Origin of the sequence: Modestobacter sp. VKM Ac-2977, assembly GCF_026968045.1 — a bacterium.
Lineage (GTDB): Bacteria > Actinomycetota > Actinomycetes > Mycobacteriales > Geodermatophilaceae > Modestobacter.
The window spans coordinates 51,217-73,465 of the sequence record NZ_JAPVBQ010000003.1 but is presented as its reverse complement, the minus strand read 5'-3'; the positions used below and the strand labels follow the sequence as shown (position 1 = coordinate 73,465).

Annotated in this window: 21 protein-coding genes; 11 read left to right on the top strand and 10 right to left on the bottom strand. The window is 74.1% G+C overall.

The annotated features are described in order from the left end of the window. Position 1: 1 nt before the first annotated feature. Both accA and O2V63_RS13070 read right to left on the bottom strand, forming a co-directional pair. Positions 2-1,732 (bottom strand): acetyl-CoA carboxylase carboxyltransferase subunit alpha/beta, encoded by a 1,731-nt coding sequence (gene accA / locus O2V63_RS13075; protein WP_269167988.1) that lies wholly within the window; start codon positions 1,730-1,732, stop codon positions 2-4. A gap of 32 nt (positions 1,733-1,764) precedes the next feature. Beyond that, positions 1,765-2,091, bottom strand: a complete 327-nt coding sequence (locus O2V63_RS13070) for a TcmI family type II polyketide cyclase (RefSeq protein ID WP_269167987.1) — start codon at positions 2,089-2,091, stop codon at positions 1,765-1,767. 381 nt (positions 2,092-2,472) lie between these two features. On the opposite strand from O2V63_RS13070, the gene O2V63_RS13065 reads away from it, so the two are divergent. After that, positions 2,473-3,264 (top strand): LuxR C-terminal-related transcriptional regulator, encoded by a 792-nt coding sequence (locus tag O2V63_RS13065; RefSeq protein ID WP_269167986.1) that lies wholly within the window; start codon positions 2,473-2,475, stop codon positions 3,262-3,264. A gap of 134 nt (positions 3,265-3,398) precedes the next feature. Continuing rightward, positions 3,399-4,214 carry a response regulator transcription factor gene (locus O2V63_RS13060; RefSeq protein ID WP_269167985.1) on the top strand — a complete coding sequence of 272 codons (816 nt, stop codon included), beginning with the start codon at positions 3,399-3,401 and terminating at the stop codon, positions 4,212-4,214. Positions 4,215-4,256: 42 nt separating this feature from the next. Here the strand turns inward: O2V63_RS13060 and O2V63_RS13055 are convergent, their stop codons facing one another. Both O2V63_RS13055 and O2V63_RS13050 read right to left on the bottom strand, forming a co-directional pair. Next, entirely contained in the window at positions 4,257-5,183 is a 927-nt protein-coding gene (locus tag O2V63_RS13055; protein WP_269167984.1) for an ABC transporter permease subunit, read from the bottom strand. Then, on the bottom strand, positions 5,180-6,202 hold the full coding sequence (locus O2V63_RS13050) for an ABC transporter ATP-binding protein (protein WP_269167983.1): 1,023 nt from the start codon (positions 6,200-6,202) through the stop codon (positions 5,180-5,182). The genes O2V63_RS13055 and O2V63_RS13050 overlap by 4 nt, the downstream gene beginning before the upstream one ends. Before the next feature lie 335 nt (positions 6,203-6,537). On the opposite strand from O2V63_RS13050, the gene O2V63_RS13045 reads away from it, so the two are divergent. The 3 genes from O2V63_RS13045 to O2V63_RS13035 all read left to right on the top strand — a co-directional run bounded on the left by O2V63_RS13045 (position 6,538) and on the right by O2V63_RS13035 (position 8,809). Next, positions 6,538-7,818 carry a right-handed parallel beta-helix repeat-containing protein gene (locus O2V63_RS13045; RefSeq protein WP_269167982.1) on the top strand — a complete coding sequence of 427 codons (1,281 nt, stop codon included), beginning with the start codon at positions 6,538-6,540 and terminating at the stop codon, positions 7,816-7,818. Positions 7,819-7,920: 102 nt separating this feature from the next. Beyond that, the gene (locus O2V63_RS13040) at positions 7,921-8,430 is read left to right on the top strand and encodes a hemerythrin domain-containing protein (protein WP_269167981.1); all 510 of its coding nucleotides are present in this window, start codon (positions 7,921-7,923) and stop codon (positions 8,428-8,430) included. Between the two features lie 22 nt (positions 8,431-8,452). Further along, positions 8,453-8,809, top strand: coding sequence for a VOC family protein (locus O2V63_RS13035; protein ID WP_269167980.1), 357 nt, complete (start codon positions 8,453-8,455; stop codon positions 8,807-8,809). A gap of 19 nt (positions 8,810-8,828) precedes the next feature. Here the strand turns inward: O2V63_RS13035 and O2V63_RS13030 are convergent, their stop codons facing one another. Then, complete coding sequence (locus tag O2V63_RS13030) at positions 8,829-9,665, bottom strand: dienelactone hydrolase (RefSeq protein ID WP_269167978.1); 837 nt, start codon at positions 9,663-9,665, stop codon at positions 8,829-8,831. Positions 9,666-9,849: 184 nt separating this feature from the next. Here O2V63_RS13030 and O2V63_RS13025 point away from each other — a divergent pair, with 184 nt between their 5' ends. Next, positions 9,850-11,421 carry a molybdopterin-dependent oxidoreductase gene (locus O2V63_RS13025; protein WP_269167977.1) on the top strand — a complete coding sequence of 524 codons (1,572 nt, stop codon included), beginning with the start codon at positions 9,850-9,852 and terminating at the stop codon, positions 11,419-11,421. A gap of 16 nt (positions 11,422-11,437) precedes the next feature. Here the strand turns inward: O2V63_RS13025 and O2V63_RS13020 are convergent, their stop codons facing one another. The 3 genes from O2V63_RS13020 to O2V63_RS13010 form a co-directional block, all read right to left on the bottom strand. Beyond that, positions 11,438-12,448, bottom strand: a complete 1,011-nt coding sequence (locus O2V63_RS13020) for an alpha/beta fold hydrolase (RefSeq protein ID WP_269167976.1) — start codon at positions 12,446-12,448, stop codon at positions 11,438-11,440. 158 nt (positions 12,449-12,606) lie between these two features. Then, positions 12,607-13,221, bottom strand: coding sequence for a hypothetical protein (locus tag O2V63_RS13015; RefSeq protein ID WP_269167975.1), 615 nt, complete (start codon positions 13,219-13,221; stop codon positions 12,607-12,609). A 106-nt stretch (positions 13,222-13,327) separates the two neighbouring features. Further along, positions 13,328-13,942 (bottom strand): hypothetical protein, encoded by a 615-nt coding sequence (locus O2V63_RS13010; RefSeq protein ID WP_269167974.1) that lies wholly within the window; start codon positions 13,940-13,942, stop codon positions 13,328-13,330. 134 nt (positions 13,943-14,076) lie between these two features. On the opposite strand from O2V63_RS13010, the gene O2V63_RS13005 reads away from it, so the two are divergent. Beyond that, positions 14,077-15,564, top strand: a complete 1,488-nt coding sequence (locus O2V63_RS13005) for a phosphatase PAP2 family protein (protein ID WP_269167973.1) — start codon at positions 14,077-14,079, stop codon at positions 15,562-15,564. Next, on the top strand, positions 15,561-16,439 hold the full coding sequence (locus tag O2V63_RS13000) for a metallophosphoesterase (protein WP_269167972.1): 879 nt from the start codon (positions 15,561-15,563) through the stop codon (positions 16,437-16,439). The genes O2V63_RS13005 and O2V63_RS13000 overlap by 4 nt, the downstream gene beginning before the upstream one ends. 26 nt (positions 16,440-16,465) lie before the next feature. On the opposite strand, the gene O2V63_RS12995 is transcribed toward O2V63_RS13000, so the two are convergent. Continuing rightward, complete coding sequence (locus O2V63_RS12995) at positions 16,466-16,882, bottom strand: MarR family winged helix-turn-helix transcriptional regulator (protein ID WP_269167971.1); 417 nt, start codon at positions 16,880-16,882, stop codon at positions 16,466-16,468. A gap of 85 nt (positions 16,883-16,967) precedes the next feature. Here O2V63_RS12995 and O2V63_RS12990 point away from each other — a divergent pair, with 85 nt between their 5' ends. Beyond that, a complete protein-coding gene (locus O2V63_RS12990; protein WP_269167969.1) occupies positions 16,968-18,794 on the top strand; it encodes an ABC transporter ATP-binding protein in 1,827 nt (608 codons plus the stop codon). 29 nt (positions 18,795-18,823) lie between these two features. Next, on the top strand, positions 18,824-20,230 hold the full coding sequence (locus O2V63_RS12985) for a metallophosphoesterase (protein ID WP_269167968.1): 1,407 nt from the start codon (positions 18,824-18,826) through the stop codon (positions 20,228-20,230). Between the two features lie 2 nt (positions 20,231-20,232). Here O2V63_RS12985 and O2V63_RS12980 read toward each other — a convergent pair whose 3' ends face one another. Beyond that, positions 20,233-20,685: a hypothetical protein gene (locus tag O2V63_RS12980; RefSeq protein ID WP_269167967.1), complete on the bottom strand. Its 453-nt coding sequence runs from the start codon at positions 20,683-20,685 to the stop codon at positions 20,233-20,235. A gap of 186 nt (positions 20,686-20,871) precedes the next feature. On the opposite strand from O2V63_RS12980, the gene O2V63_RS12975 reads away from it, so the two are divergent. Further along, entirely contained in the window at positions 20,872-22,221 is a 1,350-nt protein-coding gene (locus O2V63_RS12975) for a pectate lyase family protein (RefSeq protein ID WP_269167966.1), read from the top strand. Positions 22,222-22,249: the final 28 nt, after the last annotated feature.

Here is a 22,249-nt window from a genome sequence, read left to right as displayed (position 1 = left end):
GTCACCGCTCCACCGGCAGGACGGGCTGGAGCGCCCGCACCGGCCGTCCGTCGTCCACGTCGATGCGGGAGAACCGCCGCGACCGGGCCGCCAGCAGGGCGTCGACGTCCTGGCCGGCGAGCTCGTCCAGCTCCCGGCGGACCGCGGCGCGGAGCAGCCGCGCCGCCCCGGCCGGGTCGGTGTGCGCACCGCCCGGGGGCTCGGCGACCACGGAGGTGGCGATGCCGGACCGGTACAGGTGGGCCGCACCCAGGCGCATGGCCCGGGCGGCGGTCGGCGCCGCGGTGGCCGTCCGCCACAGGATGGCCGCGCAGCCCTCGGGGCTGATCACCGACAGGTAGGCGTTCTCCAGCACCAGCAGCCGGTCGGAGGTGCACAGGGCCAGCGCGCCGCCGCTGCCGCCCTCCCCCGTCACCACCGAGACGACCGGGACGCGGAGCCGGCTGCTGTGCATGATGATCTCGGCGATCGCGTGGGACTGCCCGTGCTCCTCCGCCTCCGGCCCCGGGTGGGCGCCGGGGGTGTCGACGAGCGTGACGACGGGCAGCCCGTGGACCTCCGCGTGCCCGAGCAGCCGCATCGCCTTGCGGTAGCCCTCCGGGTGGGGCATCCCGAACTCGTGCGCGACCCGTTCACGGACCGAGTGCCCCTTCTCGTGCCCGAGGACGACGACGCTGTGGCCGCCGATCGAGGCCACGCCCCCGATCAGGGCGGGGTCATCGCCGAAGGCGCGGTCGCCGTGCAGCTCGACGAAGTCGTCGAAGGCGGTGTGCAGGTAGTCCAGCGTCGTCGGCCGGTCCACCACCCGGGCCCGCTGGACGACGTCCCACGGGTCGCTGTCCGGGGGCGGCGTCACGTCGGGGGTGGTGGGGTCCGGCTCCTCGTCGACCTCGCCCCGGGGCCGGTCCGGCGCGTGCAGGGCCAGCAGCCGCACCAGCAGCGGACGCAGCTCGGCCCGGCTCTCCACCCGGTCGACCAGGCCGTGGGCCAGCAGGAACTCCGCGGTCTGGAAGTCGCTGGGGAGCTCGGCCCGGATCGTCTCCTGCACGACGCGGGGGCCGGCGAAGCCCACGTGCGCGCCGCGCTCGCCGACGAGGACCGACGCCAGGGTGGCGAACGAGGCGGACACGCCTCCGTAGGTGGGGTCGGTGAGCACGCAGACCGAGAACAGACCGGCCTCGCGGAGCCGGCCGAAGGCCTCGCTCACCCGGGCCATCTGGAAGAGCGAGAAGACGCCCTCCTGCATCCGCGCCCCGCCGCTGGCGCACACGGCCAGCAGCGGCAGGCCCCGCTCGAGCGCCAGCGCGGCGGCGCCGCTCACCCGGCGCCCGACCTCCACGCCCATGCTGCCGCCGAGGAAGCCGAAGTCCATCACGGCCAGCACCACGGGGGTGCCCCCGATCGTGGCCACCCCCACGACGACCGCCTCGGACTCCCCGGAGCGGTGCGCGGCGTCCCGCAACCGGTCGGGGTAGGCGCGCAGGTCGGTGAAGCCGAGTGGGTCCCCGTCCCGCTCCGGGAAGACCGTCTCGGCGAAGCTCCCGGGGTCGACGAGCTGGTCGATGCGGGCCCGGGCGCCGAGCCGGAGGTGCGCGTCGCACTCCGGGCACACGTGCAGGTCACGCTCGAGTCGTCTGCGGTAGAGCAACCACCCGCAGGCGGGACAGGAGGTCCAGTCCGTCGGCGCCGGCGGTGCGGACACCCCGGGCGTGGTCATCGAGGAACGTGTCATCTCGGCCTCTCAACCGTGTGCTGCCGCTCGCCTCATTCGGGCGAGGACGTCCAGTGGTAGAAGCGGCGGGCCATCGCGTCCTGCGGTGAGCGCCAGGTGGGGCTGTAGGCCTCGATGTAGGGCTGCAGGTCCGCGCTCACGGCGCGGAAGGAAGGCAGCGACTGGGCGACCTGCATCGCCTCCGCCGGGGGGCGGTCGAAGCCGACCAGGTGCACGTAGATGCCGTGGAACTGGAACAGCGACCGGTGCCGCACCCCGATCTCGTGGGGCATCGAGGTCGCGTCGTAGCGACCGAAGACGGCGGCCACGTCGTCGGCGTGGGCCGGGTCCATCTTCGCGATGATCATCGTCTCGTGCACGGCTGCTCCTGCGGGCGTCGGGACCGGACGAACGAGGCGAACGCTAGGTCGGCGCAGGGGCGGCCGGCATCGGCCAGGCGGGCGGTTCTGCAGGCGCACCCGGGGGCGTGGGTGGGGGTGCGACCCCCCACCGAGGGGAGGGGGCGGGCTCACCCGGATGCGCGGGGTGGCCCGTCCGCCGTCGGTCACCTCCACCACCCGGCGCAGTCGCGTCGTGCACCCCGGAGCCGGGGGGACCACGACCCGGGTATGAACCCTCGGTGCGTTGGGTGACAACGCGCCCAACGCGGTGGCGCTCACCGTGTGTCATCCCCTAACTTCCGAGACCGGTGAGATCCAGGCGGCCGTCTCCTCGCGCCCGCCCGAGCGGAGTTGACAGGGATGACCGGCGACCCGTACCTCGGCACGGCCCGCGAGGCGCTGCCCGATGGCGCGGTCGTCCGGTCGGCCGGCGACGGGGCAGCTGCCGGTCGCCAGGGCACACCGGCCGGTGACGGCGCGGTCCGGGACGACGGCGGTGCCCCCTTCCGGGTGCTCATCTGTGACGACCACGAGGTGCTCCGGCACGGCCTGCGGGCCGTGCTGCTCCGGGCATCCGACCTGCGCGTGGTCGCCGACGCCGGGTCGGCGGCCGACGCCCTCGCCCTGGCCGCCCATCTCCGGCCCGACGTCACCGTGGTCGGCCTCGGGGCGTGGGGACCGGTCGTGGCCGAGCTGGTGCGCGCGCTGTGCGGACTGGGGGTCCGGGTGGTCCTGCTCGGTGAGCCCGGATCGGGCAGTGACCTGGTCGACGCCCTGCAGGCCGGTGCGTGCGGCTACGTGCACACCACGGTCAGCCCCCAGCGACTGGTCGACGGCGTGCGGGCGGTGGCCCGGGGCGAGATGGTGCTGGACGCGGCGGCCACCGGAGAGCTGCTGCACCGGCTGGACGACGCCCCGCGGCAGGCCGACGGCGCCCGGACGTCGTTCAGCGGGGTGCTGACCGCGCGGCAGATGGCCGTGTCGCGGCTGGTCGCCGAGGGTCTCACCAACGCCGAGATCGCCGAACGGCTCGACGTCAGCCGGGCGACCGTCAAGGGGCACATCACGGTGGCGCTGCGTCGGCTGGGGCTGCGGGACCGCACCCAGCTGGCGATCCACTTCCACCGCGCGGCCGGCGACCTGCAGGCCTGAGTGCCTGCTGTGAGTTCCGTGGACGAGAACCGCGACGGGAACTCGATTGTCCGTTACCGTTCTGTCACCGCGGCTCCCGCCGACCACCGTGGCGGTCAAGGGCGGTCGTTGCGGTGGCATCAGGGGGAGTTCGCATGAGACTTGCCGACCCAGGGACCGAGACCGGGCACACCGATGCGCGTCCGCGGCCCGCCGACCCACCGAGCGTCCGGGCGGTGCTGCACGACGTGGTGGTCGTGCCGGACGGCCCGCCGCCCCCGCCCGACCTCCGGCCGTGCGCGCGGCGGACGCCCCGGCCCCTGGTCCAGGTGCTGATCTGCGAGGACCAGGAGGTCTTCCGGCTCGGGCTCCGTGCGGTCTTCGAGGCCCAGCCCGACATCGCGGTCGTCGTGGAGACCGCCGACCTCATGGAGGTCGTGGCGGTCGCCGACGGCCCCGGGACCCGCGTCGTCGTCGTGCGGCAGAGCCTGGTCGGCAGCGCCGCGCTGCCGTTGCTGCGCGACCTGTGCCAGCACGGGGTGGGCGTCCTCGTGCTCGCCGAGGCCGGCGGCGGTGGCCGGGCCGGCCTGGTGGACGTCCTGCAGTGCGGGGTCCGCGGGTTCCTGCCGCGTCGTGCGGCTGCCCAACGGCTGGTGGAGGCGGTGCGCGCCCTCGCCCGCCAGGAGCCCGCCCTCGACGCCGCCGTGACCAGTCAGCTCGTGCGCCACCTGACCGGGGAGGTGCCCAGCCAGACCGTGGTGGCCCGGGCCCTCGACCGGCTGACCGAGCGCCAGCGCGAGGTGGCCGAGCTGGTGGCGCAGGGGCTCAGCAACGACGAGATCGCCGGCCGGCTGTTCCTGAGCTCGGCCACGGTGAAGAGCCACCTGACGGCGGTGATGCGCCGGCTGGACGTGCGGACCCGGACCCAGCTGGCGATCCTGGTCAACCGGGAGGACGTCCCGGCAGCCTGAGGGGGAGCCGCCCGCGACCCAGGTGAGGGGGGCGGCTCGCTCTCAGACGACGTCGCGCCGGGTCAGCAGCAGGCCGGTCACGGTCGTGAACAGCACGAGGAACCCGGTGAGCACCCACGCGGCCTGGGTCCCGTCGACGATCGCCGCCACGCCGGGGGTGCGCAGGGCCGCGTCGGGCCCGGCGAGCGCGGCGACCAGCGAGCCGGCGTTGACCCCGGGCAAGGCGGCCTGGGCGGCGTCGAACGCCCCGAGCAACGGCGCGGCGACGTTCACGATCAGGTTCTCCACGGCCAGCACCCAGACCAGCCCGAGCGCGATCGGCAGCGCGGTGCTGCGCAGCGCGTGCCCGAGCAACAGCCCCAGCGCACCCCAGGTGGCCGCGATGAGCAGGCCGCCGCCGAGCCCGCGGAGGAGCCGGCCGACCGTCGGCCAGTCGGCGGCGGCGGACTCGCCGGCGGCGATCGCCCCGCTCGCCAGGGCGGTCAGCGCGAAGCTCACCAGCACGGCCACGGCCAGCACCACGAGCAGGGCCAGGAGCTGGGCCGCCAGCACCTGGAGGCGGCGGGGGCCCTGGCCGAGCAGCGTCTTCAGGGTGCCCCAGCCGTACTCGCTGCCGGCCAGCAGGGCGCCGAGGGTGAGCAGCAGGGCACCACCGAACAGCGGCAGCCCGGAGAGCGAGTTCAGCACCAGCTGGTCGGGCAGCATGCTCGCCAGCAGCACCTCCGGCGGCAGGCCCTCGAACGTGGCGCCGCGCTGGTGGCTGACGTAGGGGATGACCGTGCTGAACACCAGCTGCAGCGCCGGCCACAGCCCGAGCAGCACCCAGGTGGCCGGCCGCCGGAGGAGCTTGGTCAGCTCGGCCCGGACCATGGCGCCCAGCGATCCCGCCGCCGGGCCGGTCCTCGGGGCGGGGCGTGCGGTCTCCGCCGTCCCCACCCCGTGGTCGTCGGTCTGCGTCGTCGCGCTCACCGCGCCGCTCCTCTCCGGGAGATCCGGGACAGCCGTCCGGTCCGTCGCGCCGGAGGACCGTCCGGATCGGGGCCCGCGGCGGCCAGCTCGGACCCGGTCATCTGCAGGAACACCGCCTCGAGGGTCTGCGCCTCCTGGCGGAGCCCGGCCACCTCGACGTCGGCCAGCACCAGCGCCCGGTTGATCCGGGCGGCGTCCTCCGGCCCCGCCTGGGCGTGCACGACCCCGTCGACGACCGACACCCGTTCCGGGCCCAGCAGCCGGGTGGTGACCGCGGCGGCCTCGCCCAGCGGCTCGGCCTCGATCACGAGCCGGCGGAGCCCGAGCAGTTCGCCGACGCTGCTCTCCACCACGAGCCGGCCGGAGGAGATGACCGCCACCCGGTCGCAGACCTGCTCGACCTCGCCGAGGAGGTGGCTGGACAGCAGCACGGTGTGGCCGTCGGCGGAGAGGCGCCGCAGCAGGGCCCGCATGTCGGAGATGCCCGCCGGGTCCAGCCCGTTGGTCGGCTCGTCCAGGACGACGAGCGCGGGGTCCTTGAGCAGCGCGGCGGCGACGCCCAGCCGCTGCTTCATGCCCAGGGAGTAGGTGCTGTAGCGGTCGCGGGCACGATCGGTCAGGTCCACGGTGTCCAGCACGGTGTCCACCCGGCCGGCGGGTGCACCGACGTACCGGGCGAGCACCCGGAGGTTCTCCCGGCCGGAGAGGTACGGGTAGAACCCCGGGCCCTCGATCAGCGCGCCGACGCCCGCCGGCGGGGAGCCGGCCGGCCGGCCGAGCACCGAGGCCGTCCCGCTGGTCGGGCGCACCAGGCCCAGCAGTGCCCGCAGCGTGGTCGTCTTGCCCGCCCCGTTGGGGCCGAGGAAGCCGTACACCTCCCCGCGGCGCACGGTGAGGGAGAGGTCGTCGACGACGGTGCGGGGCCCGTAGCGCTTGGTGAGGCCGGCGATCACCACCGCCTCGTCGCCGGGGCCGGACTCGACGAGTGGCCGCACACCGACGGCCTGCGCTGGGGGCATGGCGGGACTGTGCTCCTGCGGCTGCGGTGCTGTCGACGGGGACCCGGGGTCGATCCGCAATTCCCTCGACGGGCGCCAGACCTGCGGTGCGCGGGCCAACCAACGGTTGCGACCCGGGGTGGGCCCGGGGTGCGACCTCGGTCGTGGGTCGCCTCCTCCGCGGGTCGCGGGTTGCCACCTCGGGTGGGGAGAGTTGTCGACCCGCGGCGGCTGGGCGCGGTGCAGCGCGTCATCGAGGGTTGTCCTCGCCTCGGGACCGGATGCGGGACCGGGACGCCGGAGTGGGCGCCGCACCGGCGCGGCTCACCAGCGCGGTTCCTTCCAGGAGGGCGAGAATGGACAGCAACACCAGCACAACGAGGGCACGCCGGGTCAGCTGGCGGACCCGCAGCCGGACGGTCGTCCTGGCCGCAGCCCTGACCGTCGGGGCCCTGCCGGTGGGCACCGCTGCTGCGGGCGGCCCCAGCACCCTGGTGGTGCGCCCGGGAGAGTCGATCCAGGCGGCGGTCGACCGGGCGTCCTCCGGGGACACCATCAAGATCGCGCCCGGCACTTATCAGGAGGCCGTGTGCGTCGAGGGCAAGGGCCTGAAGATCATCGGGTCCGGCCCCGACACGACGCTCATCACCTGGCCGGAGTGGGGCCAGGGCGCACCGCTGCCCGACGTCGCGCCCAACGCCTGCTGGACGGCGCACGAGCGCACGGACGCCGAGGGCGACCCCGGCACCCTGGCCGACGACGTGTCCGGGATCTTCTTCCTGGACCCGGACAGCCCGGTCACCGTCGCGAAGCTCGGCACCCGCAACCACCCGGCCAGCGGGATCACCGCGTGGGGGGCCGACGGCTTCACCGTCAAGGCGACCTCGGGCATCGGTCACGAGCGGTACGGCGTGCTGGCCGCGGCGTCCACCGGCATCACGATCGCCGGCAACGTCGAGCGGGGCGTCGACCGGGGAGCGCCCTGGTACTCCGGCACCGGGGGGATCAGCGTCGGGGACTCCGACGGCGCGAACGCCCTCATCACGGCCAACCACGTCGAGGGCTACAACCTCGGCATCTTCTTCCGCGAGTCACGCGGCGCCAAGATCGTCGCGAACAAGCTCACCGGCAACTGCGTCGGCGTGCTCGTCTTCGACGACGCGGTCACGGAGATCCCGGACAACACCCGGCAGGTCCAGGGCGGTGACGTCACCCTCACGGCCAACGCCTCGATCGCCAACAACCGGTACTGCATCGCCGGGCGCGACGGCAGCCAGCTGGTCTCCGGCGTCGGCATATCCATCGCCAACGCGGACTCCGTGCGGGTGATCGGCAACTGGATCACCGGCAACCGCCCGGTCGTCCCGGCCGGCCAGCCGGATGTCAACTACCCGGCTGGTGGGCTGACGCTCGTCAGCTTCGCCCCGCCGCCGGGCACCCTCCCGCCCGAGGTCACCGGACCGGGGCTGGTGGAGAACGTGGAGGTGAAGTTCAACGTCATCAAGGACAACGAGCCGCGGGACGTCTGGGTGACCCGGGCGGTCCCGGGCACGCTGCTGCAGGAGGCCGGCCCGGGGATCACCTTCCGGGGCAACAAGTGCCGGGTCAGTGACCCGGCGAGCATCTGCGCCGGCTGACGACCCGGGCGAGGCCCTCTCCCGTCTGCGGGAGGGGGCCTCGTCCCGTCTGCCGCCCCTCGGCGTCGCGCGGGGAGCCCGGATCAGGGGCACGCTGAGCCCATGGACATCACCGAGATCATCCTGGAGCAGCACCACCAGCAGCGGCGCATGTTCGCCCTGCTCGACGAGATGCCGCGCGGTGACAACGAGGCGCTGAGCGCCATGTGGGACCGGCTGGCGGCCTTCCTCGAGGTGCACGCCGAGGGGGAGGAGAAGTACTTCTACCCCCAGGTGCTGAAGCTCGGGAAGGGCAACCCGGACGGCGGCGTGCGCGACGAGGTCGAGGACGCGGTCTCCGACCACAACGAGATCCGGGACGCCGTCCGGAAGACGCAGGACCACCAGGTCGGCACCGACGAGTGGTGGACGGCGGTGTGGGAGGCGCGCAAGGCCAACGACGACCACATGGCCGAGGAGGAGCGGGAGGACCTGCTCGACTTCCGGCACCACGCCGACCTGCAGACCCGCCACGACATCGCCGTGCAGTTCCTGACCTACGAGGCGAAGCACGTCACCGGGATCCCGATCCGGGACAAGGACCCGGACACCTACATCGAGCAGAACGGCTGAGGACGTGCAGGACCGACCGCGGATGACGTTGACCGCCACCGTGCTCGACACCCCGGACCCGCGCGGGCTCGCGCGCTTCTACGCGACGATGCTCGGCTGGCCGATCGGCACCGACGACCCCGAGTGGGCCACGCTGCGCCCGGACGGGCCGGGGCTGTCGTTCCAGTTGGAGCCCGACCACGTGCCCCCGGTCTGGCCGGCCGGCCCCGGCGACCCGCGGATGCAGGCCCACCTGGACGTCGCCGTCGACGACCTGGACGCGGCCGTGGAGTTCGCCCGGTCGCTGGGCGCGACCGTGGCCGAGTTCCAGCCGCAGGCCGACGTCCGGGTGCTGCTCGACCCGGCCGGCCACCCGTTCTGCCTCTACCTCCCCGGGTGAGCCGGCCGGGCGCGAGCGGTCAGTCCCGCCCGGCGCCGACGCTGTCCGCCGCCCGGCGGGCCAGGCGTTCCCGCAGGAACGCCACGACCTGCTCGCGCGCCTCGTACGTCGGGTGGCCGGGGGTCTCGACGTCGGCACTGGTGAGCACCCGGTGCTCCTGCTGGCCGATGCCGGCCTCGTTGCCCGGCCGGTTGTTCAGCGACACCGGCAGCCAGCCGTCGCCGAACACCGCGCGCAGGGCCCGGAAGCGGTCGCTGGGCGCCGCGGTGTCCTCGCTGAACCGCAGGCCCATCAGGCGCAGGCCCTCGGTGGTGACCCGCGCCCGGATCGCCTCGCGTTCCCGGTCGGACATGCCCAGGTCCCGCCGGCGCCCCGGGGTCAGCGGGAGCGGCGTGGACGGCTGGCTGGCGACGGGCGCGAGCACGGCCGGCTCGGCGGCGGAGGCCAGCGCCAGGCCCCCGCTGACGCCCATCCCGATCACCCCGACCCCCGGCCCGCCCACCCGGTCGCGTACCCGGCGGGCCACGGCCCGGACGTACTCGGCCGCCGGCCGGTCGGCCCGTCGGGCGAGGGCGCGGAACTCCCGGCTGGTGCACGCCCCGGCGAAGCTGCGCACCGCGTAACCCGGGCTCGCCTGCCGGCCCGGCTCGCCGAACAGGCCCACGACGGTGACGGTGAACCCCGCACCGACCAGGTGGTCGGCCAGGCCCATCACCTCCGGGGTCGGGCCGGGGGTCTCGGGCAGCAGCACCAGGCCCGGCCCGGAGCCGCGCGTGTGCAGGGTGTGGGTGATGCCGGCGTTGGTGAAGGGCTCGGGCGCCCAGCCGGCCAGGACGGCGGATGACGACTCTGTCATCGGCTGATCGTGGAGCACGGAGGCCGATCGGTCGAGTCCTCGGCGAGGAGAACCGCTCGGTCCGCCCCCCGGCGACGGCTCCTCGGCCCGGACCGACGCCCGCCGAGCCGGTGTTCCGTGACGATCCTGCGTCGGTTCCCCGGTTCGGCGTGTCCCACCCGCCGAGTCGGGTGAAGCTGGGTGCATGGATGACGCGCAACCGGTCGAAGGACCGCGGAACGACGACGCGGCGCGGCGGGCACCGGCCGGCCGTGCGGCGCTGTCCGGGCTGCTGGCGGCTGCGGCGGGCATCGGGGTGGTCGAGCTGGCCGCCGGCGCCATCGACGCGGTGCCCTCGCTGGTCATCTCGGTGGGGGACGCCGTCATCGACAGCGTGCCCGGCTGGCTGGAGCGTGCCGCGATCGCCGCACTGGGCACCAACGACAAGCCGGTGCTGCTGGCCTCGATCGGGCTGGTCGCCGCGCTGCTCGGCGCCGGCACCGGACTGCTGGCACGCCGCCGGTTCGTGCTGGGTGCGGTCGCGTTCGTGCTGATCACCGCGCTCGGTGTCGCCGCCGGCCTCGCCGCGCCGGACGCCTCCGCCGTCCTCACCGTGCTGGCCGGGGTGCTGGGCGCCGCGGTGGGGGTCGCGATCCTGTACCACCTGCTGGCGGCGGCGGCGGACGAGCCGGCGTCGGACGGTTCCCGGACGGCGGGCCGCCGCAACTTCCTGCTGCTGGCCGGCGGCGCAGCCGCGGTGGCGGTGGTCGGCGGCGTCGGCAGCCGGCTGCTCATGGGGCGCGAACGACTGACCGAGCTGCGGGCGGCGATCCGGTTGCCCGTGCCCGTCCGGCCGGCGGGCCCGGTGCCGGCGGGCGCCGACCTGGAGATCCCCGGCCTGACGCCGCTGTTCGTGCCGAACGAGGAGTTCTACCGGATCGACACCGCGCTGCGGGTGCCGACCATCGACCCGGACGAATGGCAGCTGGAGATCCGGGGGATGGTGGACAACCCGTTCACCATCACCTACGCCGAGCTGATGGCGATGCCGCAGATCGAGGCCGACATCACCCTGTCCTGCGTCTCCAACGAGGTCGGCGGCGACCTGGTGGGCAACGCACGCTGGCAGGGCGTCCCACTGTTCCGGCTGCTCGAGCGCGCCGGGCTGCAGGAGGGGGCGACCCAGCTGGTCGGACGGTCGGTCGACGGGTTCACCGCCGGGTTCCCCACCGTCACCGCCCTGGACGTCACCGAGGCGATGGTGGCCGTCGGGATGAACGGCGAGCCGCTGCCGGCCGAGCACGGCTTCCCGGCGCGGCTGGTCGTCCCCGGGCTGTACGGCTACGTGTCGGCGACCAAGTGGCTCTCCGCGATCGAGCTCACCGACTGGGACGTCGACGGCTACTGGATCCCCCGCGGCTGGGCCAAGGAGGGGCCGATCAAGACCTCCACCCGGATCGACGTCCCGGGCCCGGGACGCACCATCACCGCCGGGGAGCGTCCGATCGCCGGGGTGGCCTGGGCGCCCACCCGCGGCATCGAGGGCGTCGAGGTGCGCATCGACGACGGCCCCTGGCAGCAGGCCGAGCTGGCCGAGCGGCTGGACGTCGACTGCTGGCGGCAGTGGTACCTGCCCTGGGACGCGACCCCGGGCGTCCACGTCATCGCCGCCCGGGCCACCGACGGGCTCGGGGAGGTCCAGACCGACGAGCGCACCCCGGTGGCCCCGGACGGCGCCTCCGGGTACCCGGTGATCGAGGTCGTCGTCGAGGCCTGACCGGGCCAGGCCGTGCTCAGGCGCCGGTGTCCGCCTGCACCCGGTCCAGCAGGGCGCCCAGCGCCGCGTTCACGATGTCGCGGTGGGTGTCGTTGACCGCGTGTCCGGCGTCGTCGACCAGGACCAGCTGGGCCCGCTCGCCGATCTGTGCCGCCATCCGGGGCGCGGAGTGGGTGGGGATGGTGCGGTCCGACGTCCCGGCCAGGACGAGGACCGGCACGGTGCGCAGCGCGGCGACCGCGGGTCGCTGGTCGTAGGTGGCCAGGCTCCGCAGGTAGGCCGACAGCACCCCGACCGGGGTGTCCGCCCACATCCCGGTCAGCGCACGCGCCGCGGCCGCGGGCGGGTCACCGGCGAACAGTTGCCAGCGGAGGATCCGCCGTCCCGGCCGGGTCCGGAACGGGCGGAACGCGCCCACCAGGGGGGCCACCAGCCACAGCAGCCACGCACCCCCGGTGGACAGGCCGGTGCGGGCCCGTGCGGTGATCGGGGTGCTGGCCCGCTCGGCACCGTCGAGCGGTGCGGCGCGGGTGCTCATCAGGGCGGCACCGGCGATCCGGGTGCCGAACAGCTCGGGCCGCTCAGCGGCCAGCGCGAGCACGGCCATGCCGCCCATCGAGTGTCCGACGACCACGACCGGCCCGTCACCACCCAGCTGGTCGACGACCTGGCCGAGGTCGTGGCCCAGCTCGGCCACGGTCGCCCCGCGCCCGCCCGCCCAGCCGCTGGAGCCGTGCCCACGCTGGTCGTAGCGGACGACGCGGGCGCGGCTGCGCAGCGCCGTCCACTGGGGGTCGAACATCTCCGCGGAGACGCCGATGCCGTGCACCAGCACCACCGTCGGTGCGTCGACGTCGTCGGCGACCTCCACGTGCAGCCGCACCCCGTCGTCGGTGCGGACGGACGGCGAGGACCCGTTCGTCCGGCGGGCCAGCCGGCGGGCGTTCTGCCGACGTGCGGCGACCCCGGCGAGGAGACCCGCAGTGGTCAGCACGCCGGCGGCCGCCCCGTGGTCGCGTGCGCTCACCTGGTCCCCCGCAGGGCATCCGGTTCGGTCATGGCGCTCGGCACGATGGGGGCCTCTCCACAGCGGGGGTCCGACGGGGACTGCAGGGTGCAGGACGACGGCGTCCCCGGACCGCAGCAGTCGCGGGCCGGGGACGCCGTCGGGAGTTCAGCGCGGGGTCACTCGACGAGGGTGACCTCCGACGCCTGCACGTAGTAGTCGCCGGTCTCCAGCTCCTCCGCGGGGGTGTAGAGCTGCAGCTCGGACAGGAACTCGTCGGTGATCTCCTCGAGGGTCCCGCTGAAGCTCACGGTGTCACCCTCCTGGACCTGGAACGGGGACTCCTGATCGTCGGTGCCACCGAAGGGCTGCAGCCGGACCATGATCGTCTGGCCGGCCTCCGGGCCCACGAAGAACGCCTCGTCGGCGACGACCGCCTGCACCTCGACGGTGTTGGCCTCGACGGGCTCCCCGACGCTGGCGCTCAGGTCGACGGAGTCGTCCAGCACGTCGAGGTCGCCGATGAGCACGGCGCCCAGGCCGATCTCGGACACGGGGGCCGAGGGGGACACGGTCTCGGTGCCGGTGATCTCGGTCTCGGTCTCGGTGGTGGTCTCCTCGACCACCGCGCCCGCGCCCGCGTCGACGTCGAGGTCGTCGTCGTCACCGGTGAACTCGGCGATGAGCCACCAGAGCAGCAGGGCGGCGATCAGGGCGGCGAGCAGGAGCCAGGGCCAGATCGGCCGCTTCTTCGCTGCGGCGACGGTCGCGCCGCTCGTGCTTGGTTCGGTCATCGGAAGGCGTCCTCTGAGTCGGTGACGGGGGTCCCCCAGGGGGTTCCCGCGAATGGCGGCCCAGTCCGTCAGGCGGCGGAACGTGACCTGATCGCAACCCGCCCGGTCACTCGTTGCTCGGGTCCTCGGCCGGGTCGGGGAAGCTGAACCGCTCGAAGGGGTCGCTGTCGTCGGCGGACACCGGGACCTCGACGGTGATCTCGCCGGCCTCCTCGAACACGAACGTCACCGGGATCGACTGGGAGGAGCGCAGCTCCGTCTCCAGGCCGACGAGGACGATCGAGGGCGAGCCCTCGGCCCCGATGTAGGTGTTGTCGTTCTGGGCGACGGTGATCTCGACCGCGTCCAGCGGCTCCGCGCTCCCATCGAGGCTGATGGCCTCCTCGAAGTCCGGACCGGTGACGTCGACCAGGGTGACCGGCTCGGTGCCGATGTTGGTCAGCGCGGCGTAGAGCGGCACCTCCGCACCCACCTCGTAGAGCCCGTCGACCGGGTAGGCGAGCTCGACGCCGACGACCTCGACGTCGGAGTTGACGTCGACCGACGGGGCCTCGGGGCCGCCGACGATCTCACCGCCCTCGTCCGTCACGACCTCGCCCTCGTCGTCGTTGAGGCTGGGGGAGTCCTCGGTCTCGCCGCAGCCGGTGACGAGCAGCAGTGGGGTCGCGGCGGCGAGCGCGATGCCGGGCCACCGTCGGTGCCGGGGGAGGTGCGAGGTCATGGGGACGTCCGTTCTCTCGGCGAGCAGGGATCTGCCAGCGCGTACCCGTCGGGTGGCGCGGTAGGCGTGTCGTCCAGGTCACGGTGTCGCAACGATGGTCGGGGTTCCCGGCGAACCTGGGTAGCGGGCTCCTCATGAGCCGGCCCCTCACCACCTCGACCCAGTCACCACCGGACCAGGAACCGCCACAGGCACCCGGTCGCTTCGGCGTCCGCGCGGTCCTGGGGCTGGTCGCCCTCCTCGTCGGCGCCGTGCCGTTCCTCGCGCTGTGGCTGCTGGTCCAGGAGAGCTGGTCGCCGCTTGCCTCCCTCGACGGCGAGGTCGCGGCGGACCTGAACGAGGCGGTCAGCGGCTCGTCCGTGACGGTCAGCGTGCTGCGTGCCGTGACCGACCTCGGGGGCACCGGCGCCTCGGTGCTGGTGACGGTGCTGGCGACGCTCTTCCTGCTCGTCCGCCGGCACCGCCGGCTCGCCGCGTACGTCGCGGTCACCGGGATCGGCCTGCCCGTCCTCATCCTGCTCACCAAGTACGTGGCCGACCGGGCCCGCCCGGTGGTGCTGAACCCGGTGGTCGAGACCCCGAGCAACCAGAGCTTCCCCAGCGGCCACGCGATGACCGCCGTGGTGACCTGGGGTGTGTTGCTGCTGGTGTTGCTGCCGGTGGTCAGCCGCCGGGTGCGCCCGTGGCTGATCGCCCTGTTCGCGCTGCTGGTGTTCGCGATCGGGTTCACCCGACTGGCCCTCGGCGTGCACTTCGTCTCCGACGTGCTGGCCGGCTGGGCGCTGGGGGCGGCCTGGCTGGCGATCACCACGATCGCCTTCCGTGGCTGGCAGCACGACCGGCACGAGTACAGCGACGAGCCGCTGGACCCGCTGGAGGTCGATCCTGCGGAGGCGCCGCACCCGGCCCCCACGCACCAGCAGGTGCTCCCCGCCGGGCGGACGACGGTCCTCCAGCTGGCCGGGGCGGCCGCGGCGCTGCTCGTCGGGCTCGTCGCGCTGGGCCTGCTGGTCACCCGCGTGCTGGAGGACACCGCCCTGGGCCGGTTCGACCGCAGTGCCGCCGCCTGGTTCGTCGACCAGCGCACCGAGACGCTGACCACGGTGGCCGAGACCGTGGGCGCCCTGTCCGGTACCCCGATGGTCATCGCCGTCGGGCTCAGCCTCTGCATCCTGTCGCTGGCCTGGGTGGGCAGCTGGCGCCCCGTCGTCTTCGTCCTCGTCGTGATCGCGGGTGAGGTCGGGCTCTACTACGTCATCGGCCTGGTCGTCGGTCGGGTGCGGCCCGACGTCGTCGACCTGACCGAGGGGCTGCCGACGGGTGCCGCCTGGCCCTCCGGCCACGCAGCGGCGGCCGTCGCCATCTACGGCGCCCTCGCCGCGCTGGTGATCGGCTACGGGGTCAGCCGCTGGCGGTGGGCGGTGCTGGCCGTGCCGGTCCTGCTCGCCCCGGCGATCGGGGTGTCCCGGGTGTACGTCGCGGCCCACTTCCCGACCGACGTGGTGGCCGGTCTGCTGCTGGGCACGCTGTGGGTGCTCGTCTGCGCCTGGGCGTTCCAGCTCGGGTCCGGCCGGGGCCTCCGACACCCCGCCACGGGCCTCACGACGGCGAGCCGGGCATGAGGCGCTGGTTCGTCCGTGTCGGGCTGGCCCTGCTGGCGGCCCTGGTCCTGCTCATCGGCTACGGCGTCCTGGTCGAACCGCGGCTGATCCTCGACGACGAGCGGGAGGAGGTGCAGCTCCCCCGGCTGTCCGCGGAGGCGGCCGGGCTGGAGGTCGCTCTCCTCGCCGACATGCAGATCGGCATGTGGTGGGCCAACACCGGGATGGTCGAGCGGGCGGTCGAGCGGGTGGTGGACGCCGAGCCCGACCTGGTCCTGCTGGGCGGTGACTTCGTCTACCACGCCGATCCGGACGTCGAGCCCGAGGTGGAGGCGGCGCTGGACCTGCTGGGCCCGCTGCTGGACTCGGGGATCCCCACCTACGCGGTGCTGGGCAACCACGACTACGCGAGCAACGCCGCGGAGGAGCTCACCGCCGCGCTGGAGGGTGCGGGGGTGCCGGTGCTGCTCAACGAGTCGGTGCCGGTGCCGGGCACCGGAACCGACCCGCTGCACGTCGTCGGGGTCGGGCCGTCGCGCCCCGGCCTGGCCGACGTCGACCAGGCGCTGAGCGGGCTGCCGGAGGACGCACCGCGGGTGGTCCTGATGCACAACCCGACGGCCTTCCCGGAGATGCCGCCCGGCAGCGCGCCGCTGACCGTGGCCGGGCACACCCACTGCGGCCAGATCGCCCTGCCCGGCCTGCCGCGCTGGAGCTACCTCGGGTTGACCGAGGAGGAGCAGGTCGTCGCCGACGGGTGGTCCCCGCCGGAGTACGGCGCGGAGGGCAACGCACTGTTCGTCACCTGCGGGATCGGGTTCAGCGTGCTGCCGATGCGGATCAACGCACCACCGCAGGTCGTGTTCTTCGACCTCCAGTCGCCGGACGCCGGCTGAGCCACCGCGTCAGCGGGCCCGGGTGGTCAGTCGGTGAGCTGGCGCAGGATCCGTTCGAGCTCGGCGCGGTCGGCGGCCGAGAGCCGGGCGAACAGCTCCTGGGAGTCCGCGGCCCGCGCGTCGTCCACCTCGCGCTGCACCCGGCGGCCGGTCTCGGTCGGCGTCAACCGCACCGCCCGCCGGTCGCCCGGGTCGGCGGCGCGCTCGACCAGTCCCCGCTCCTGCAGCCCGTCGGCCACCTCGGTCGCCGATCGCGGGGCGATCCGCAGTGCCTCGGCCAGCTCGGAGAGCCGGACGCCGTCGCGGGCGCAGACCACCCGGAGCGCCCGGGCCTGGTGCGGGGAGAGGTCCCAGGGTGCGAGCGCGGCGATGAACCGGCGGCGCAGCGTGCGGGCGACCCGCATGAGCAGGTCGCCGAGCGTCGCCGTGCCGCGGTCCGTCACGGCGGGAATGCTACCTGCGACCCTGAGGTTGCCACACCGTGAGGTAGCCTCAGGATCGCAGAGAGGGGTGGTCGCCATCGACCCCATGGACCCAGGCCGGGGAGGCGGGCGCTCCGGCGGGCGGCCCGACCCGGCCGACCGCGCCCAGCTGGAGCGCGCACCGGTGAGCTGGAGCCGCGTCGCGGGGCTGTTCCGCCCGTACCGGCGGCAGCTCGCCACCGTGGTCACGCTCATCGTCGCCAGCTCGGCCATCGCGCTGGCCACGCCGTTCCTCATCCGGCTGGTGATCGACGAGGCGGTCCCGCAGCAGGACGTGTCGCTGCTCGGCTGGGCAGTCGCCGGCATGGTCGGCGTGGCCGCGGTCACCGCCGTCCTCGGCGTGCTGCAGACCTGGCTGTCCACCACCGTCGGCCAGCACGTCATGCACGGGCTCCGGACGGCGGTGTTCACGCACCTGCAGCGCCAGTCGCTCGGCTTCTTCACCCGCACCAAGGGCGGCGAGGTGCAGTCCCGGCTCACCAACGACATCGGTGGGATGCAGTCGGTGGTCACCACCACGGCCACCTCGTTCGCCGCCAACGCCACCACCGTGATCGGCACGGTCGTGGCCATGGCCGTGCTGAGCTGGCGGCTGTCGCTGCTCTCCCTCGTCGTCCTGCCGCCGGCCGTCTGGCTGACCCGGCGGGTGGCCCGGATGCGCCGCGCCATCACGGCCGAGCGTCAGCGGTCCCTGGCCGACCTGCACTCCCAGGTGGAGGAGGGGCTCAGCGTCAGCGGCGTGCTGCTGGGCAAGACCCTCGGCGCGGGCCCGGCCCAGTCCCAGCGGTTCGCCGGCACCTCCGACGTCCTGGTCGGGCTCGAGGTGCGGTCCCAGCTCGCCGGCCGCTGGCGGATGGCCACGATGAGCATCGTGTTCGCCGGCATCCCGGCGCTGATCTACCTGATCGCCGGGCTGCCCGCGACGTCGGGCGGGATGACCATCGGCACGCTCGTCGCGTTCACCGCGCTGCAGGGCGCGCTGTTCCGTCCGCTGATGGGCCTGCTGGACATCGGCGTCTCGCTGACCGCCTCGATGGCGCTGTTCAGCCGGGTCTTCGAGTACCTCGACCTGCCGGTCGACATCGACGACCCGGCCCACCCGGTGCCCCTCGACCCGCGCGCGGTCCGCGGCGAGGTGCGGTTCGACCACGTCGGCTTCCGGTACCCCGACGGCACCCGCGACGCGCTGGACGACGTCGACCTCACCGTGCCCGCCGGGGCGACCCTGGCGCTGGTGGGGGAGACCGGGTCGGGCAAGAGCACGCTCGCCTCCCTGGTCGCCCGGCTCAACGACCCCACCGCCGGGCGGGTCACGATCGACGGCATCGACGTCCGGGACGTCTCGCTGGCCGACCTGGCCCACGTGGTGGGCGTCGTGGCCCAGGAGACCTACCTGCTGCACGGCACGATCGCCGAGAACCTGCGGCACGCCAAGCCCGACGCCACGGACGCCGAGATGGTCGACGCCGCCCGCCGGGCCCAGGTCCACGACGTCATCGCCGCGCTGCCGGCCGGCTACGACACCGTGGTCGGCGCCCGTGGGCACCGCTTCTCCGGCGGGGAGAAGCAGCGGCTGGCGATCGCCCGCACGCTGCTGCGGGACCCGCGCGTCCTGGTGCTCGACGAGGCGACCAGCGCGCTGGACAACACCACCGAGCGCGCCGTCCAGGCGGCCCTGGACGAGGCGAGTCAGGGCCGGACGACGATCACCATCGCGCACCGGCTGTCCACCGTCCGGGACGCCGACCTGATCGCGGTGCTCGCCCACGGCCGGGTGGTCGAGCAGGGCACCCACGAGGAGCTGCTGGCGCTGGGCGGCCGCTATGCCGAGCTCGCCGGCGCAGCCGAGCGGGACGCGGTCCTCGTCGGCTGAACCCGCCGGCCGTTGGGTAGGTGGCGGCGATGACGGAGACGCACTTCGAGCCCTACGTCCACCTCGTCGACGTCGGCCCCGACCGGGCCCTGATCGCCTGGGGCGGCTTCTGGTTCCGGCGTCCGGATGCCGACTCGCGCTGGCGGCTGGTCGACGACGAGCAGCTGGACGCCGTGGACCCGGGCCGGACCGGCAGCATCGGGGCCGGCTCCCGGCCCTATGGGGAGGCGGTCGTGGAGGTGCTCGACACCGACGGCGCGACGGTGGGCCGGGCGGTCACCGCTGAGCGGAACCACGTGTGGGTCGGCGGCCTGGCCCCCGACACCCGGCACCGGTACCGGATCACCGTCGACGGCCGGCCCTGGGCCGAGGGGGAGCGGTGGGACTGGGGTCCGGTGGTTCGCGGCGGGCTGGACCTGCGGCCGGCCGGACGGGGTTACGACCCGACCTTCCGGACGCACCCGGCACCCGACGTCCGGGCGCCGCTGACCTTCGCCGTCCTCGGTGACTACGGGGTCGGGGTCGTGGTGGACTCGGAGGAGGGGCGGCGGCAACGGCGGGTCGCCCAGGTGCTCGATCGGCTGTCCGACGACCGCGGTGTCCGGCTGGTGATCTCCACCGGCGACAACGTCTACCAGGGCGAGAGCAGCCGGGCGACCACCGGCACCGGCGCGGCGGACGCCGACTGGTTCTCCAGCTTCTACCAGCCCTACCGGTACCTGCTGGCCCGGGTGCCGGTGTACCCGACGGTCGGCAACCACGACACCAGCGACACCGAGTCCAGCGACGACCGCCAGCAGGTCCGGGACAACTTCCACACCGACCTGCGGTTCACCCCCGAGTCCGCCGGTGAGCGGGCCTCGATCGACCCGGGCATGTTCTACCGGTTCCGGTACGGCGCCGACGTGGAGTTCATCTGCATCGACACCTCGCTGGCCGATCCGCTGCCCACCGAGCACTTCTTCCAGAACCCGCGACACCAGGCCTGGCTGGACCGGGCGCTGCCCGCCGACGACCCCGGCGGCCCGACCTGGCGGCTCCCGTTCTCCCATCACCCCACCTTCTGTGCGGGGCCGCACCACCCGAACACGGAGTCGATGGTGCGCGAGCTGGTCCCCCGGTTCCGCCGGGCCGGTGTCCGGGCCGCCTTCGCCGGGCACGAGCACAACTTCCAGCTGTCCCGCGTCGACGGCATCGACTACTTCCTCTCCGGTGCCGGCGGGCAGCTGCGCGACGACCCGCCCACGGACTTCGCCGACGCCGGCACCGTCGCCTGGGCGGCGCAGTCACACGTGCTGCTCGCCGAGATCGACGGTGACCGGATGACGGTGACGCCGTTCAGCGGCGTCGCCGAGGACGGGCGGCCGCAGGCGATGACGGCGCTGTCGCCGGACGACGAGGTCGTGGAGGTGCCGTTCGTGGTGCCGGCCGGCTGAGCTCAGCGACCCGGCTCGCGCGGCGCCTCGGTCATCGCCAGGACGCTGCCGGCGACGCCGATGACGAGCAACGCGAGCCCCACGCTCACCCAGCCGAAGGTGTCCCAGTAGACGTCCTCCAGCTGGATCAGCAGCGCGGCCTCGTCGACCACGAGCGCGAGCCCGATGCCGAAGAACAGGCCCAGTCCGGTCCGGATCCGGGGGGAGCGGTCGCCCAGCGCGACACCACCGACGACGGCGAGCAGCAGGATGCCCCACAGGTAGTGGTGCAGGTGCGTGCCGCCCACCCCGACGTCGCCGAGCACTGCGACGTCCTCGCGGATCAGCCAGGTGATCAGCCGCAGCAGCGCGAAGGTCGCGGTGAAGCCCCACCAGGCGAGCACGTACCCCCGGCGGGTCGCGACCACCTCGCGCAACCGGTGCGGACGGCGGTCGGTCTGCTCGCGGGAGGTCATGTCCCGACCTTCCCCGATCGGCTGCGGCACCTGGTCTCCAGGTCATGTCCGGCTGGACGCGCCGAGATGACCGGCTCGCGGACCCGCGAGTCGTCTCGGACGTCTTGACACCGTTTCGAGAGCGTCGTTAGCGTGGCGCGCGTCACGCGGGAAACCGCTTTCTCACCTTCGAGATCTTGGAGTGACATGCGCGCACTGCGTCGCACCCTCGTCGTCACCGCGGTCGGAGCCCTGGCCGTCACGCTCGCCCCCTCGGCTGCCCAGGCGCACGGCCGGGACCCGAACCGGGACCTCGGCCGGGAGGTGCTCGGCGCGCAGGACGGCTGGGCCGCCGCCGAGGGCGGCACCACCGGTGGGTCCACGGCCGACCCGGCCCACGTGTTCCACGTCCGCACCTGGGAGGAGTTCCGCGCCGCCCTGGGTGGCGACGCCGCGCGCGGGGACACCACGCCGCGGATCGTCTACGTCCACGGCGTCCTGGACGCCCAGCGGCGCACCGCCGACGGCACCGTCGACTGTGCGTCCTACGAGGTCGAGGGCTTCGACATGGCCGACTACATCGCGGCCTACGCGCCGGAGGTGTGGGGGACCGAGACCGAGCCCACCGGTCCGCTGGAGGACGCCCGGGCCGCGTCCGCGGACGTCCAGGAGGCCCAGGTGCGCCAGTACGTGGGCTCCAACGTCACGATCGTCGGCGTCGGGCGGGACGCCGGGATCGTCGGCGCCGCGCTCACCGTGCGCGGCTCGGACGACGTGGTCATCCGCAACCTCCGGCTGTCCGACGCCTACGACTGCTTCACCGCCTGGGACCCGACCGACGGCGACGCCGGTGCCTGGAACGCCGCCTACGACAACCTGTGGCTCGCCGAGTCCACCCACGTCTGGGTCGACCACAACACCTTCGACGACGGGCAGAACCCGCCGGAGGCGCTGCCCGTCGTGTACGGCCAGAAGTTCGAGGTGCACGACGGCCTGCTGGACATCACCAACTCCTCCGACCTGGTCACGGTCTCCTGGAACGAGTTCCAGGACCACGACAAGACCAACCTCGTCGGCTCCTCCAACAGCCGGGTCGCCGACCGCGGCCGGCTGCGGGTCACCTTCCACCACAACCTGTGGGAGGACATCGGCCAGCGCGCGCCCCGGGTGCGCTACGGCGACGTGCACGTCTACAACAACTGGTACGTCGTCTCCGACCCGGCGGCCTACCAGTACAGCTGGGGCGTCGGCGTGGAGGCCGAGATCGTCGCCGACAACAACTTCGTCCAGCTGGCCCCCGGGGTCGACCCGGCGTCCTTCGTCGAGGACTGGCGCGGTGACGTGCTCGACGGCGCAGGCCTGGACGAGTCGGGGACGCTGGTCAGCAGCCGCTCCTGGCCGCGCCGGACCAGCCTGGTCGAGGCCTACAACGCCGTGAACGACCCGGACATCCCGACCACGGTGAGCTGGACGCCCACCTTCGTGGAGCGGATCGACCCGACGGTCGCGGTGCCGGTGCTGGTGAAGCTCAAGGCCGGCTCCGGCCGCCTCCGCTGAGGACGGACGCCCTCCCCGCCGCGCCCGG

What these genes read in the sequence shown, in the direction of transcription:
- accA (WP_269167988.1), bottom strand. Translation starts at nt 1,732, where the DNA reads ATGACACGTTCCTCGATGACCACGCCCGGGGTGTCCGCACCGCCGGCG.
- O2V63_RS13065 (WP_269167986.1), top strand. Translation starts at nt 2,473, where the DNA reads ATGACCGGCGACCCGTACCTCGGCACGGCCCGCGAGGCGCTGCCCGAT.
- O2V63_RS13060 (WP_269167985.1), top strand. Translation starts at nt 3,399, where the DNA reads ATGAGACTTGCCGACCCAGGGACCGAGACCGGGCACACCGATGCGCGT.
- O2V63_RS13050 (WP_269167983.1), bottom strand. Translation starts at nt 6,202, where the DNA reads ATGCCCCCAGCGCAGGCCGTCGGTGTGCGGCCACTCGTCGAGTCCGGC.
- O2V63_RS13045 (WP_269167982.1), top strand. Translation starts at nt 6,538, where the DNA reads ATGGACAGCAACACCAGCACAACGAGGGCACGCCGGGTCAGCTGGCGG.
- O2V63_RS13040 (WP_269167981.1), top strand. Translation starts at nt 7,921, where the DNA reads ATGGACATCACCGAGATCATCCTGGAGCAGCACCACCAGCAGCGGCGC.
- O2V63_RS13035 (WP_269167980.1), top strand. Translation starts at nt 8,453, where the DNA reads ATGACGTTGACCGCCACCGTGCTCGACACCCCGGACCCGCGCGGGCTC.
- O2V63_RS13030 (WP_269167978.1), bottom strand. Translation starts at nt 9,665, where the DNA reads ATGACAGAGTCGTCATCCGCCGTCCTGGCCGGCTGGGCGCCCGAGCCC.
- O2V63_RS13025 (WP_269167977.1), top strand. Translation starts at nt 9,850, where the DNA reads ATGGATGACGCGCAACCGGTCGAAGGACCGCGGAACGACGACGCGGCG.
- O2V63_RS13015 (WP_269167975.1), bottom strand. Translation starts at nt 13,221, where the DNA reads ATGACCGAACCAAGCACGAGCGGCGCGACCGTCGCCGCAGCGAAGAAG.
- O2V63_RS13010 (WP_269167974.1), bottom strand. Translation starts at nt 13,942, where the DNA reads ATGACCTCGCACCTCCCCCGGCACCGACGGTGGCCCGGCATCGCGCTC.
- O2V63_RS13005 (WP_269167973.1), top strand. Translation starts at nt 14,077, where the DNA reads ATGAGCCGGCCCCTCACCACCTCGACCCAGTCACCACCGGACCAGGAA.
- O2V63_RS13000 (WP_269167972.1), top strand. Translation starts at nt 15,561, where the DNA reads ATGAGGCGCTGGTTCGTCCGTGTCGGGCTGGCCCTGCTGGCGGCCCTG.
- O2V63_RS12990 (WP_269167969.1), top strand. Translation starts at nt 16,968, where the DNA reads ATGGACCCAGGCCGGGGAGGCGGGCGCTCCGGCGGGCGGCCCGACCCG.
- O2V63_RS12985 (WP_269167968.1), top strand. Translation starts at nt 18,824, where the DNA reads ATGACGGAGACGCACTTCGAGCCCTACGTCCACCTCGTCGACGTCGGC.
- O2V63_RS12980 (WP_269167967.1), bottom strand. Translation starts at nt 20,685, where the DNA reads ATGACCTCCCGCGAGCAGACCGACCGCCGTCCGCACCGGTTGCGCGAG.
- O2V63_RS12975 (WP_269167966.1), top strand. Translation starts at nt 20,872, where the DNA reads ATGCGCGCACTGCGTCGCACCCTCGTCGTCACCGCGGTCGGAGCCCTG.